Below are 12,936 nucleotides of genomic sequence, written 5' to 3' on the forward strand. Positions count from 1 at the left end.
ATCCGGCTTGCCCCCTGGCGTCAGCGGCATCTTTGCCCTGATGTGAATATGCCTCGGCACCTTGCCGGGTGCGAGACGTTCGCGGCAATGGCGCAGCAAGATCTGCTCTGCACCCGCCAAAGACGCACCCAGCTCAACCACCGCCTCCAGCCGGTGACCGCGCACCCGATCCGGTAACCCTGCGACGACTGCAAGGGCGACGGCGGGATGTTCGGCCAATACGGCCTCAACCTCTTCCGGATAAACATTCAGCCCGGAAGTGATGACCATGCGGTTTTCCCGTCCTGTCAGAAACAGGAAGCCCCGCTCATCGAGAAAACCGTGATCGCCGACGGTGAGCCAACCGTCCCGCCAGAGCGTGTCCGGCGATGTGCCGCTTATATAGTGCGAAAACAGCAGTCCGCTCCGCACCCAGATCAGCCCGGCCCGGCCAGGGACAGCGGGGGACGAAGGGTCACCGATCACGATGTCGACCCCTTGCGCGGCACGCCCTACCGAGCCTGCGGGGACATTGTCCTCAGGAGAGGACAGGGTGATGAAGCTGGTTTCCGAAGCCCCGTAGAATTCGAAAAGGCGTGCCTCGGGGAAAACCGACTTCAAGGCCTGCCGGTCGGCTTCACGCCATTTGGCCCCGCTCGCGAGAACTTGTTTCACCGCAGCGATGGGACCGCTGCGCCGGGCAGCCTCGGCCAGAAAGTGCAGCTGGGTCGGCGTTGCATAAAGGACAGAGCCTTCAGGGGCGCTGCCAAGTTCCCTCAGGACGACGCGCGGATCGAACCGCGGCGTGAGCACCACCTGCTGGCCGCATGCGAGGCCGCAGACAGCGCCATAAAGGTGAAGTGAATGCGTGAGCTGCCCGGGCAGGACGACGCGGCTGCCTTTCAAAATACCGAAGGCCTGTGCCGACAGTTTGAAGCTTTCGAGCCACGATCTGTGAGAGCGCACATAGCCCTTGGGGACACCGCTCGATCCGGAGGTGAAGCCTGCATAAAAGAGGTCGTCCTCGTCCGGCAAGATCTCAGGTGGAGTTTCCGGTGACCTTCGCGCTTCAGTGGAACCGGTACCAGCCGTCAGCAACACCGGCAGAGACTGGTCATCGATGACGAGGTCTGGCCCAACCGCTTCCAGAACTGCTGATGCCTGGGCTGAAGGCCAGTCCGGGTCCATGACCGTGGCGACACGCCCGGTGCGGGCGCAGGCAAAGAAGCAGACGACCAGGTCCGCAGGGTCCCGAAGACGCAGGACCACATAGCTTGCATGGTCGGTCCGCTCAAGAAGCACTGCCTCGATCCAGTTGATCCGGGCTGCAAGCTCCTGCCAGGAGAAAGAGTTGGAACCGCATGTGAGTGCGGCCCCAGTGGCTTTCTCACTGGCAAACCGGTCGAGACTGTCGCCGACGAAGGCCATGATGTGGCCTTGCTGGATCTGCGGAATTAAGACCGGGACAACACGGCACCCGGCAGGCCGCGTGCGACGGTCTGAACGATGAGCGCCGTAAGTGCGACCTTGACCAGGTCACCGGGAATATAGATTGCGCTGCCAAGCGCGGCTTTCGGAAGGGAAAGTCCGGCCATGATGGCAACGCCCGGGATGCCGAAAGCGTAGACCACAAGAATGCCGCCGACCGCAGCCGCTATTGCCGAAGACACCAGAATGTTCAGCTCGCGGGTCGACTGCATGATCAAGCCGGCCACGAGAGCTCCGACCGGCCAGCCGATCAGAAAACCGACAGACGGACCCATGAAGACGCCAAGACCACCGCGGCCGCCGGACAGGAACGGCAAGCCCAGCGCGACGAGAAACAGGAAAAGCAGCACGGCAAGCGCACCGCGGATGGGGCCGAGCATGACACCGGCCAGCATGACACCGAGGGTCTGCGCCGTGATCGGCACACCGCCGAGAAAAGCGATCGCCACGGGCGGAACCAACCCCAGGGCGGCAATCAGCGCGGCATAGAAAGCAACGTGCACAAGAGACCTGTCAGCCATGATGAATTCGACCTTCTTCTCGTTAACAAGGGCGCTGCCGTTCAACCTCGCGCGGATCTTACCACATGAGGGTCAGGCAACGTCATCTGTGGGCGGGATATCCCAGTTTTTGGCCGAATGCCAGCCATATGGAGCTTCTTTTCGGTCATCTTGACAAGCCTTCCGAGCCGCCCCGCGCCTTCAATGCCTCGGCAACATGATCCGACATGCTCAGGGACTGAATGGCGAAAGGCGCCAGCAGACGCCACGAATTTCGCGTGCCTGTTCGCGCCTGCCAGGCTTCGCGCAACTGACCGAAAACGACGAGCATATAGGGCGCGAAGCGAAGCACCAGCGCAACGCCCAGCGCCGGTTTGCGGGGAGAGAAACCGAGGAACTCGAGCGGCCTGAACAGCGGCTGGACGGCATTCAACATATCGTCCATGCGGGTGGTCACCGAAACGAAGTTTGCAGCCAGGATCATGATCGCAAGCCGCAGGATGATCGTAACCCCTTCCAGAAGACTTCCGGACACCCAGTGAAGCGCCAGCAGCACGGCAAGCAAAAACGACATTGCCCGCAGGAGCTTCAGTTGCGCCAGTCCCTCGCGCCCGAGGGAGGCATAACACAGGAGAACACCTGCAAGAGCCGGCAGCAGAACCCAAAATGATGTGTATCGCAGCAGCAGCAGGCTGGCGACGGCAACAGCCAGAAGCTTCAGGCCCGCGGGCATCCGGTGGGCCCAGCTGTTGCCCTGGAGATACACCGACATCATAACTCGGCAACCTCCACATCCATGCCCTGCCGCGAGACGACGTCTTCCTGAAACGCCGCCCGAACCGCATCCGGCGCGCCATCCATGCGCAAACGTCCGTCCTCCAGCCAGAGCAGTCTGTCGAAACCGTCGAACTGGCTGAGATCGTGACTGACGAGAACGATCTTTTGCGGCAGTGACAGGATTTTCTGGCGGATGCGCACTGTCGTCAGTGCATCGAGGCTGGCCATCGGCTCGTCCAGCACCAAGAGCCGCGGCTCCATGACCAGAACCGCCAGGATGCAGACGAGCTGTTTCTGACCGCCGGAAAGTTCCGTGATCGGTTTGCCGGCCAGCCCCTCACAGCCATGCAGGGCGAGGAACGCCCGCGCGCGACTGCGGCTTTCTTCCTTGCCGGCCCCGAGTTGGGTGAGGCCAAAGGCGATCTCTTCTTCCACCGTGGGAAAAATGGCCTGATGATCCGGGTTCTGGAACACGAAGCCGACATGACGCGGCAACTCCAGTTCCGCCTCGGCGGAGGGGGCTCCAAAAAGCGTGAGGTTGCCGCTCGTCGGTGTACGCAACCCGTTCAACAGGCGTACAAGAGAGCTCTTGCCGGACCCGTTCAGGCCGATAATGCCGATCCGGTCTTCGGCGAGCTGCAAGGTGAGATCCTGCAGGATATGCTCTTTGCCGACACTCAGGCCAACCCGATCGAAGACCGCGTAGGGACTGGCGTCGGGATTACAGACACTGGGCCTGTCCTTGAGTTTCCTGCTTTTGGGCCAGAATGCCATGTCACCTCGTCGCGGACGGCACTCCTTGCAAGGGCCGGTCCTGTTTTGCGCGCAGCTTATCGGTCGGATCTGCCGGCTTGTCAAAGACTGACAGGTGCCTGGCAAAATCACACATTACCGCAAGGCCTTACCCTACCGGGCGGGTGAGATCGGGCAATTCGGCCAATTGGCCGATGGTGGATCTGATGCGCTGGAGGGCCCAGCGGAAGCGGTCGTCGGACTGTTCGGATCCGAAGGTCAGGCGCAGATAGGGCGCCGGCTGGTGGTCCTTCGCCTGAAAATACCGGGATGACAAAACCGAAATGCCCTGGTGTCCGAGCGCGTTCTGAAGCGCGTCGGGATCGACGGTTTCCGGCAGGCGCAGCCAGCCGAACACCTTGTTGACGTCGCTCTGCAGGAAATGCGGCGCGAGCAGTTCACGCGCCGCCAGGAACCTCGTGCGGTTTGCCTTGCGCTTAAGGCGCAGCGTCTTGAACAGATGTCCCTCGCGTACCCAGCCGGCAATCAGTTCTGCCGTGATGGGGGACGCCATCCAGGTGCTTTCACCGATCTTGTTGCGAATGCTGTCACCGAAAGGCCTGGGCACATGGACGAAGCCAATCCGGCTTCCGGGTGAACAGACCTTGGAGATACTGGCGATTGAGGCCGTGCGCTCCGGCGCCAGCGCACCGAAGGCGGGCAGGGCGTCCGGCAGAAAAGGCGTATAGGGATCGTCCTCGACGATCTTCAGGTCGAATTGCCGGGCAACCGCCACCAGATCCTGCCGTTCTTCGACAGACATTGTGTGGGTGGTCGGGTTCTGCATGTTCGGCATCAGGAACACGCCTTTGACACCATGCGTCTTCGCGGCCTGGGCAAGCGCTGCCGGATCCATGGCGCCGAAGCCGCCATCGGCCCGTATCAATGCGGGCAAAGGCACCGGCTTCAGGCCGATGCTGGCAAAGGAACTGAAGATCGACGGGTAGGTGAACCGGTCGACGGCAACCGCATCGCCCGGGCGGAACAGGGCCTGGCAGGTGACCTGAATTCCGTGCTGCGCGCCACAGGTAACCGCGACCCGGTCCGGGTCGGCTTCCAGACCGTAGTCCTTGAAGACGAGAGCCCCGGTTTCGCGATGCGCCTTGAGCCCTTCAGACGGTACGAACCCGTTCAACCGGTCTATCCCCACCGTGCGCGCCATCCGCGTCAGCCCGTCGGAAAGACTCGGGTTTAGATGCGGATAGGCAAAGTTTCGCGCCAGATCGCAGGTTTCCGGCTCGTCTTCCTTCGGGGCAAGGGGCGAAACCTTCTGGGTTTCAGAGGCAATATAGGTGCCCCGTCCGGTTTCTCCCTTCACCAGCCTGCGCCGCTCGGCTTCGCCGTAGGCACGGGTAATGGTGCCGAGCGTCACGCCAAGCTGATAGGCAAGTTCACGCTGCGGCGGCAGCCTGTCGCCCTGGGCAAGCGCCCCGGTCTTGATGTCGGCTTCCAACGCGTCCGCGATCGCCAGATAGATCGGGCCACCGGCCGCTTCGATGTTCGGGATCCACATTGTCATGAGAACAATGTTATCATTGACTGATACAATACCTCAAGACAATTAGTATCTCCGCTATTTTGTATCGATTGTATCGAAACACTCGATGCTGTGTCTGGAGATACCCATGGATTACGCCACGTTTCTCGCCTTCGCGGTGTTCGTCATCGTCATGACCGGGACGCCCGGTCCGGGCAACCTGACCTTTCTGGCCATCGGCGCATCCGCAGGGTACCGCACCGCCTTTCCCGTGATTGTCGCCTCGCAGATCGGATCTTTGCCGCTCAAGCTCAGCGTTGCCTATGGCCTGGGCCATGTGATGGCCGGAGGCGGCACGGTGGTGACTGTCTTCAAGGTGCTGAGCATGGCCTATATGAGCTATCTTGCCTGGCGGATCGTTTGCCTCAGCGTCAAGCCGAAGGGCGAGGTCGCGCTGCCCAGTTTCTGGGAAGGGTTGCTGATACACCCGCTCAGCCCGAAAACCTGGGCCATGAACCTGGTCGCCTTTTCAACCTTCCTGGCCGGCAATGGGCTCGGAATCCACGAAAACGCGATGATCCTGGCGGCGGGCTTTACCCTTGGCGGGATGGTGTTTCATTCCCTTTGGGCCCTGGTTGGCGTGTCGATCCTCGCCCTGATCGGCGAAGGCCCGCTCATGCGAGCCATCACGGTGACCATGGCAATCGCCATGTTGGCGGCGACTGTTTGGGCATTGCTGATCTGAGGCTGCGTGTCAGTCAGTAAACAAACGGGATGAACTTGTGCGTGCGGGCTGCATAGGCGTCGAATTGCGGGCCATATCTCCGCGAAAGATAGGCATCGAGCGCCGGGATATGAAAGACCACAAAGGAAACCGCCATGAATGCCGGCACGGCAAGCGCCGCAAGATTGTGGGTGAGCAGAGCCCAGCCCGTGAACAGCACCGTGTCGCCGAAATAGTTGATATGCATCGCTGAGGCGAAGAGGCCCCCGGTGTAGCATTGGCCGTGATGGGCGGGATCACGTTTCCACCACTTGCGCTGCAGTTCCGACCAGCTGTTGAGAAACGAACCGCCGACCACCATTGCAAGCGCCACACCATCGAGAACCGAGAAGGGTACGGCGGCCTGCCGAAAGGCACCGCTGCCGAGCAACAAAAAGCCGATTTCGAAGAAGGCGATGAAGGCTCCCAGTCCAAAGACCTCCGGAAAAGCAACCTTCCGGGCAAGCAGGTAGAACAGGGTCAACAGATGGCGGGCAAAATAGAGCAGAGTGCAGGCAAGCAGGAGCAGACCACGCTGCGGATCGGCGAGGGTGAGTTCCAGCCCGAACCAGGCACCGACCCGTACCCATCCACCGCCCAGAAGAAGCCAGATGCTTAAGAGCACACAGATGAGGTGAAGTGCTGCGAAGACACATTTTTGCAGCAGGGACCTTTCGTGCTTGCGACTCACGCCTCCAGGTTGCGCCATGAATACTCCTTCGATCCGACAGCTCGATTTTTGGAGCTTGTGGACCGTCAATTTATTTTCGTCCAACTGGACTAAAAAGAGATCTAGACGACGCACCATCAGGTGGTCAATATGTTTATCGACCAACTGGACGAAATAATGCCGAAACAGATCGATCACGAGGCCTACCGGCTGGAACTTGCGCGCAAGGCTGCGCCGCTTTTTTCCGAACTCGGCTACTCCGGCCTTGGCATGCGCCGCGTTGCAGAAGCCCTGGGATTGTCGAAAAGCGCGCTCTATCACTACTTTCCAAACAAGAAGAGCCTGTTCCTGGCCTGCACCGAAACAGTCATGGCGCAGATGACGTCAGAGGCCGGCGCGAATGATGCTTCACGGGTGCCCGCGTCAGCACTGGTTGACTTTGCCCGGAGCCTGGAGCCTGGATTTGCAGCCGAAATCTCGCTGCTGTTCGACTACCTGCGCGGCAAGACGGGGGAAGAAATCGCCAGTGATCCGGCAATGAAGCTCGCCAATGACCAGCTGCGCGGGCACGTTCGAAGCCTTGCGGGGAGCGAGGCCGCCGACAGCGTGCTGTGCCTTTTGATGGGCACCTTGCTGATGCGCCATTTCACCGGCGGCACACTGGATTATGAGACCATTCTGCCGGCGCTCAAGAAACTGACCTGACCGGAGGCACTGCGTGAAGCGAGACAGATCCGGCAGCATGCGCCTGCCGGATCTGCCCGACCGGCCACAGGGGAGACCGCGGCCGGGTGAAGGTCAGGCAACGGGTAAACTCTACCGCTGCAGGTCCTTCAGTTCCTTTTGCCAACGCGCCTCGAACGACGTTTCATGCAGGTTGGGGCCAAGCCCGATATCCCGGCGCAGCTCGTCCGGCAGATGAGCCACGTTCACACGCTTGCGGCCTCGGGTTGCCATCCTTGCGAACAGAGAACCGATAAGCGACCTGAATGAAAAGCCCAAGTCTTGCTGATGGGTCGCGCAGCCCGATTTCGTCTGGGAGAGCCTGAACACGTCTATAACTCCTGTTTCTTGTGAGTTACATATCGGCGGGTTTCGGTTGTCTTACCAACGAAAATTCGATAGATATGCATAAGGGAGACTTATGCATGTCAGTGAATTTGCCACCACTTTCCGCGATCCGGGCCTTTGAAGCTGCAAGTCGGCACCTGAGTTTTACCAAAGCCGGCGACGAGTTGGGCATGACCCAGGCGGCTGTCAGCTACCAGATCAAGATCCTGGAAGATCGTCTCGGCTTTCAACTGTTCACCCGCAAGGCCCGCAAGATCGAGCTGACCGACAATGGCGGGCAACTGGCGGCGCGAGTGGTGGATGCGTTCTCCTCGCTTCGCAGTGCCTTCGAGGATATTTCCGAAAAGAACGCCGGCCAGCTTGTCGTCTCCAGCAACACCACGTTTGCGGTCAACTGGCTGTCAAACCGTCTGTTCGAGTTCCAGATGCAGAACCCGGACGTGGGCGTGCGCATCGTTCCCTATGGCCCGCATGCTGAACCGGAGTTCAACGAATCCGACGTCGTGATTTCCGCCTGCAAGGCCCCTCCGAAAAACTGGCTCGCCCATGAAATCGTGCGCGCGGACTTTACGCCGATGCTGAGCCCGAAGCTTGCGGACACGATCGGCGGCGTCAAAAAGCCCGAGGACATTCTGAAATTGCCGCTGGTCGATCCGCAGGACCCGTGGTGGCAGATGTGGTTCGAGGCAGCGGGACTGCCGAATGTCGACCTGAGCGGTCACCCTAGCTCGCGCATGGGGTCACAGGCGCTCGAGGCCAACCGGGCGATCGCAGGACAGGGCGTCGCAATCCTGACCCCTTATTTCTGCAAGACCGCCCTTGAAAACGGCCAGCTGATCCAGCCGTTCAAGCTGACCTGCCATGCCGATGACGAAAGCTGGTACATGAGTTACCCGCCCGCCCTGCGCAGCAGCCGCAAGGTCCGCCTGTTCCGCGACTGGGTTCATGCGGAACTGAAGCGCGACGGCATGCCCGTCACCGCGCCGATGGCAGTGGTAGCCTGAGGACACCCGGCCCCCAACCCAAGCTTCCGGATCATGAAAAAGCCCCGGCCATCCATCGGACGACCGGGGCCAATTGCTTTTCGGGCACCAAGGCCTGCCTTACGGCGTGAACACAATGGTCTTGTTGCCGACGATCATCACCCGATTTTCCAGGTGGTATTTGACGGCACGGGCCAGCACGCGGGATTCGATGTCACGGCCACGGGCGACGAAATCGTCAGCGGAGAGCGCATGGCTTACCCGTTCGGCGTCCTGCTCGATGATCGGGCCTTCATCGAGATCCGGCGTCACATAGTGAGCGGTGGCCCCGATCATCTTGACGCCGCGAGCATGCGCCTGGTGATAGGGCTTAGCGCCCTTGAAGCTCGGCAGGAAGGAGTGGTGGATGTTGATGATCTTGCCGAACAGACGCTTGGAAAGGCTGTCGGAAAGCACCTGCATGTAGCGGGCGAGAACCACCAGATCGGCTCCGGTTTCCTTGACCAGCTTCAGCAGTTTCTCTTCCTGCTCGGCCTTGTTTTCCTTGTTCACCGGCCAATGGTGGTACGGAATGCCTTCGTGCTCGGCCGTGCGCTGGCTGTCGGTGTGGTTGGAAACGATCGCGACCACTTCGGCATCCATCCAGCCGACGCGGATCTGGTAGAGAAGGTGCAACATGGCATGGTCGAATTTGGACACCATGACGATGACCTTCGGCCGTTTGGCCGTGTCGACCAGTTTGGCCTTCATGTCGAAACGGCTGATGACCGGGTCAAGCGCCCTCTGAACGCTTTCCAGGGTCACGCCTTCCGGAGCCAGAATGGCAATACGCAGGAAGAACTGGTTGGTTACCCGGTCCCAGAACTGGTCACTTTCGGCAATATTGGCGCCAAAATCCGCCAGTTCCGTCGTGACTGCCGCCACAATGCCAGGCTTGTCCGCGCAGGACAGCGTCAGAACGTAAAGGCTATCCGCCATGATTTTCCAGTCTCCAACCTTGAGGGCCGCAGCCCGCTGATTTTGCTTCGTGCCGGATGCCGGCCCGAACGATCAGGCAGGCATCAGACTGTGTTCCTTCAGGGCCGATACCAGATCGCTGACCCGGTCGGCATTGTCTATCGCGCGTTCTCCGGTCCTGTTCCACAGGCCGTTTTCAAAACCGATCCTGGTCTTGCCGCCCCGCCGGACCGCCTCCACCAGACACTCCGTCTCGCGGTGTCCGAAAGCGCAGACCGCCCAGTCCAGCGACTGCCCCTTGCCGCGTTCCGCGAGCTTTTCCAGAAACGACACCAGATCTTCCGGTGCGCTTTCCTGGTCTGCCGCATAGCGCCCCAGAACGAACAGCAGCTGATGGCTTTCCCCTGCCAGGGTGCCGGCTGCCGCTAGGTCGAAAAACCGGTCCAGATCATCCGCGCTGTAGACGATATGCTGGACCGCACATTCATGGTCGAACGCCCAGTGGTAAAAGGCTTTTGCCTGGTCTTCCCCGCCTTCCGGAACCATCTCCCGGATCGCGACGGAGACCGCATCCGGCTTGACCTTGTAGACCAGTTCGCGTTGCTCTTCCGGAGTGTATTTTCCAACAGCTTCCGTGGTGATTTGAACCTGCATTTGCGGCACCGCAACACGCATTTCCGACAAGAGCTCACGATAAAGCCCGGCGTCAAGCACATGGGCACCGGTAAGGTCGCGTACGTGGGCATGAAGCGCACCGGCTCCAGCCTCAAGACACGCCTTTGCCGCTACCACCGTTTCAGCGATGGTCATCGGCAGGGCGGAATGATCCGCCTTGGTCCGGCGGGCACCGTTGGGAGCCACCATGATCAATGATAAAGGCGGCGGAACAAAAAGCGCACTCATGTTCAGAAGACCGCCTTGAACGCCTGGTTGAGCTTGTCGGTAATCTCTCCGACATGGCTGTCCTCGAGAATGAAAGGCGGCGCCAGCAGGATATGGTCGCCCCGCACCCCATCGATCGTCCCGCCCATCGGGTAGCAGATTAGACCGGCCTCGAATGCTGCCTTCTTGAGCGCCTTGTTGATGCCCCTCTTCGGATCAAACGGCGCCTTGCTGGCCCGGTCCTCGACGATTTCGATGCCTCGGAAAAGTCCGCGGCCGCGAATATCACCAACATGCGGGTGCTGACCGAAAGCATCGTTAAGTGCCGTCGTCAGTTTCTCGCCCATCGGCATCACCCGGTCGGCAACGCCGCCGGTCAGTTTCCTGAACACGGCGAGCGCGGCGGCGCAGGCGGTCGGATGGCCGATGTATGTGTGGCCATGCTGGAAAAAGCCCGATCCGGTCTCGATGGCTTCGTAAATGGCAGCGGTGCACAGCATGGCACCGACTGGCTGATAGCCGGCTCCGAGCCCTTTCGCGATGCATAGAATATCCGGTGCGACACCATCCTGCTCACAGGCGAACAGGGTGCCGGTGCGGCCCATGCCGCACATGACCTCGTCCAGGATCAGAAGCACGCCGTAATTATCGCAGATCTCCCGGATCCGCTTGAAATAACCTTCGACCGGCGGCAGGGCACCCGCCGTCGCACCGACAACCGGTTCGGCAACGAAAGCCATGACGTTTTCCGGCCCGAGCCGAAGGATTTCCGCTTCCAGTTCGTTGGCGATCCGCTGACCGTAGTCGAAGGCGGTTTCCCCCTCGCGGCGGTCCCGATACTCGTAACAGGGGGCAATATGGGTGGTATCGATCATCAACGGTGCAAAAGGCTCCCGCCGCCACTGGTTGCCGCCGGTTGCCAGCGCACCAAGCGTATTGCCATGGTAGCTCTGCCTGCGGGCAATTACCCGGTGCCGTGACGCTTCACCCTTCTCCAGAAAGTACTGACGCGCCAGCTTCAGCGCCGCCTCCATGGCTTCCGATCCACCGGAGACGAAATAGACACGGTCCAGATTGCCTGGTGCTTTTCGGATCAGGAGATCCGCCAGTTCCTCTGCAGGTTCGCTGGTGAAAAAGCCTGTATGGGCGAAGGCGATCCGGTCCACCTGGGCCTTGATGGCAGCGATCACATCCGGATCGCTGTGCCCGAGACAGGAGACCGCGGCGCCGCCGGATCCATCGAAATATTTCTTTCCGGACCGATCGAGAATGTAGCAACCGTCCCCTGTTACTGCGACGGGAAGATCGGCTTTGGTGTGGCGGGGAAAAACATGAGACATGGCAAACGCATCCGACAACTGACGGGACAGCCCACATTGGGTTGACGCATTTGTATCAGAAAACGTTAGCTCCTGAAACATTTGTTTCGAAGGCGCGTTAACCACGTTTTTCATTAGAATTTTAATAAAATTCAATCAGCCTGCGCGCGGGGGACGAGATTGTAATCAGTAACCGAAGGCCGCCCGTCATGCGTCAGCGCCTCACCGCCTGGATCGTATTCCTAGGATTGACTGTCACACTTGCCGGCTGCGGAACCGTCGCCGGTGTTACCGGCATGGGCTGGATGACCGCATCCCACAATTCCATCGACTATAACGACAGTTCCTGGTGCGTGCCGCGCAAGCTGAAGAAGGTTCTAAACCGGGTTGCATCCCGCTATGGCAAAGTGACTGTCAGCTCGACCAAGCGCTGGTGGCTTGAGAACTGGTGGAAGGGTGGCGCCAAGGATTCCTATCACCTCAACTGCCGGGCGGTCGATTTTTCGGTCCGTGGCAACCCGTCGTCCGTCATTGCCTTCTTGAAATCACAGCCGGAAGTTGGCGGATACAAGCACTATTCTTCCGGCCACTACCACATTGACACCGGCCCGCGCCGGACCTGGTAGCCGCCTGGCAGGCAATAGCCCGGCCCGGTATGTACCGGGCCTGATTGGCCAGTGACGGCAAACGCTACTTCAGTTCGCCCAGTTCCAGTGCCATTTCCCATGCGACAGGGTCAAAGCCGACGAAATTCTTGGTTTCGCCTGCCACGATCGGCCTTTTGATAACGGACGGGTTCTCGATCATCACGTCGAGCGCGCTCTTGGCGTCGACAACGCTGTCCTGCGTTGCTTCGTCCAGGCGCCGCCAGGTGGTGCCGCGCTTGTTCAGGATAGACTCCCATCCGAATTCACCGACAAAGCCGGCCAGTCGATCGGCATCGACGCCATCCTTCTTGTAGTCGTGGAACTCATAAGGCACGCCGGCCTCTTCCAGAAACTTCCGCGCCTTCTTGACGGTGTCGCAGTTCTTGATGCCGTAGACCTTCATCGCCTCTTCCCGATTGTTGGATGTCCGGCCCGGAATGTGCCGACTGACGCCCGGGATGCAAGGTCATAGCCGAAGAAAACCCGAAATTTTGCGAAATTTGACCTGACAGTGCCTGCATACCGAGGAGTTTTCCCCGTTTCGCGTGCCTTCACGGGCAGTTCACCGCATTTCCTTTTTGCCTCCTTGACCTCGGCTGCCCCCCGCGCTTCAAGTGGCAATTGACAGGGC

General features: G+C 60.1%; 15 protein-coding genes (1 of these 15 running past the window's edge). 4 read left to right on the plus strand and 11 right to left on the minus strand.

What is annotated here, in order from left to right; genetic code table 11:
• The 5 genes from FIU93_RS05045 to FIU93_RS05065 form a co-directional block, all read right to left on the minus strand.
• On the minus strand, positions 1–1,407 hold the 5' portion of the coding sequence (locus tag FIU93_RS05045) for an AMP-binding protein (protein WP_152504986.1). It extends 48 nt beyond the left edge of the window; the window shows 1,407 of its 1,455 coding nt (coding positions 1–1,407); the start codon lies at positions 1,405–1,407; its stop codon lies off the left edge, out of view.
• Positions 1,408–1,433: 26 nt separating this feature from the next.
• Positions 1,434–1,988, minus strand: coding sequence for a BioY family transporter (locus tag FIU93_RS05050; RefSeq protein ID WP_031269905.1), 555 nt, complete (start codon positions 1,986–1,988; stop codon positions 1,434–1,436).
• Between the two features lie 145 nt (positions 1,989–2,133).
• The gene (locus FIU93_RS05055) at positions 2,134–2,742 is read right to left on the minus strand and encodes an energy-coupling factor transporter transmembrane protein EcfT (protein WP_023002284.1); all 609 of its coding nucleotides are present in this window, start codon (positions 2,740–2,742) and stop codon (positions 2,134–2,136) included.
• Positions 2,739–3,518, minus strand: coding sequence for an ABC transporter ATP-binding protein (locus tag FIU93_RS05060; RefSeq protein ID WP_062485726.1), 780 nt, complete (start codon positions 3,516–3,518; stop codon positions 2,739–2,741). The genes FIU93_RS05055 and FIU93_RS05060 overlap by 4 nt, the downstream gene beginning before the upstream one ends.
• A 127-nt stretch (positions 3,519–3,645) precedes the next feature.
• A complete protein-coding gene (locus FIU93_RS05065; RefSeq protein ID WP_209010284.1) occupies positions 3,646–5,055 on the minus strand; it encodes a PLP-dependent aminotransferase family protein in 1,410 nt (469 codons plus the stop codon).
• Positions 5,056–5,161: 106 nt separating this feature from the next.
• Here FIU93_RS05065 and FIU93_RS05070 point away from each other — a divergent pair, with 106 nt between their 5' ends.
• Positions 5,162–5,758: a LysE family translocator gene (locus FIU93_RS05070; protein WP_152504987.1), complete on the plus strand. Its 597-nt coding sequence runs from the start codon at positions 5,162–5,164 to the stop codon at positions 5,756–5,758.
• A gap of 13 nt (positions 5,759–5,771) precedes the next feature.
• Here the strand turns inward: FIU93_RS05070 and FIU93_RS05075 are convergent, their stop codons facing one another.
• A complete protein-coding gene (locus FIU93_RS05075; RefSeq protein WP_209010285.1) occupies positions 5,772–6,644 on the minus strand; it encodes a DUF1295 domain-containing protein in 873 nt (290 codons plus the stop codon).
• Between FIU93_RS05075 and FIU93_RS05080 the strand changes: the two genes are divergently transcribed.
• Complete coding sequence (locus FIU93_RS05080) at positions 6,624–7,151, plus strand: TetR/AcrR family transcriptional regulator (RefSeq protein WP_152504988.1); 528 nt, start codon at positions 6,624–6,626, stop codon at positions 7,149–7,151. The genes FIU93_RS05075 and FIU93_RS05080 overlap by 21 nt on opposite strands.
• A 111-nt stretch (positions 7,152–7,262) precedes the next feature.
• Here FIU93_RS05080 and FIU93_RS05085 read toward each other — a convergent pair whose 3' ends face one another.
• Positions 7,263–7,499: a hypothetical protein gene (locus FIU93_RS05085; RefSeq protein WP_152504989.1), complete on the minus strand. Its 237-nt coding sequence runs from the start codon at positions 7,497–7,499 to the stop codon at positions 7,263–7,265.
• A gap of 95 nt (positions 7,500–7,594) precedes the next feature.
• On the opposite strand from FIU93_RS05085, the gene FIU93_RS05090 reads away from it, so the two are divergent.
• Positions 7,595–8,521 carry a LysR family transcriptional regulator gene (locus FIU93_RS05090; RefSeq protein WP_152504990.1) on the plus strand — a complete coding sequence of 309 codons (927 nt, stop codon included), beginning with the start codon at positions 7,595–7,597 and terminating at the stop codon, positions 8,519–8,521.
• Positions 8,522–8,620: 99 nt separating this feature from the next.
• Here FIU93_RS05090 and purU read toward each other — a convergent pair whose 3' ends face one another.
• The 3 genes from purU to FIU93_RS05105 form a co-directional block, all read right to left on the minus strand.
• Complete coding sequence (gene purU / locus FIU93_RS05095; protein WP_023002292.1) at positions 8,621–9,478, minus strand: formyltetrahydrofolate deformylase; 858 nt, start codon at positions 9,476–9,478, stop codon at positions 8,621–8,623.
• 72 nt (positions 9,479–9,550) lie between these two features.
• Entirely contained in the window at positions 9,551–10,360 is an 810-nt protein-coding gene (locus FIU93_RS05100) for a 3-keto-5-aminohexanoate cleavage protein (RefSeq protein ID WP_152504991.1), read from the minus strand.
• A 2-nt stretch (positions 10,361–10,362) separates the two neighbouring features.
• A complete protein-coding gene (locus tag FIU93_RS05105; RefSeq protein WP_152504992.1) occupies positions 10,363–11,679 on the minus strand; it encodes an aspartate aminotransferase family protein in 1,317 nt (438 codons plus the stop codon).
• A gap of 188 nt (positions 11,680–11,867) precedes the next feature.
• On the opposite strand from FIU93_RS05105, the gene FIU93_RS05110 reads away from it, so the two are divergent.
• Complete coding sequence (locus FIU93_RS05110) at positions 11,868–12,284, plus strand: D-Ala-D-Ala carboxypeptidase family metallohydrolase (RefSeq protein ID WP_075284578.1); 417 nt, start codon at positions 11,868–11,870, stop codon at positions 12,282–12,284.
• Between the two features lie 64 nt (positions 12,285–12,348).
• Here FIU93_RS05110 and FIU93_RS05115 read toward each other — a convergent pair whose 3' ends face one another.
• Positions 12,349–12,708: an ArsC family reductase gene (locus FIU93_RS05115; protein ID WP_023002296.1), complete on the minus strand. Its 360-nt coding sequence runs from the start codon at positions 12,706–12,708 to the stop codon at positions 12,349–12,351.
• Positions 12,709–12,936: the final 228 nt, after the last annotated feature.

The organism is Labrenzia sp. THAF35 (assembly GCF_009363595.1).
Lineage (GTDB): Bacteria > Pseudomonadota > Alphaproteobacteria > Rhizobiales > Stappiaceae > Roseibium > Roseibium algicola.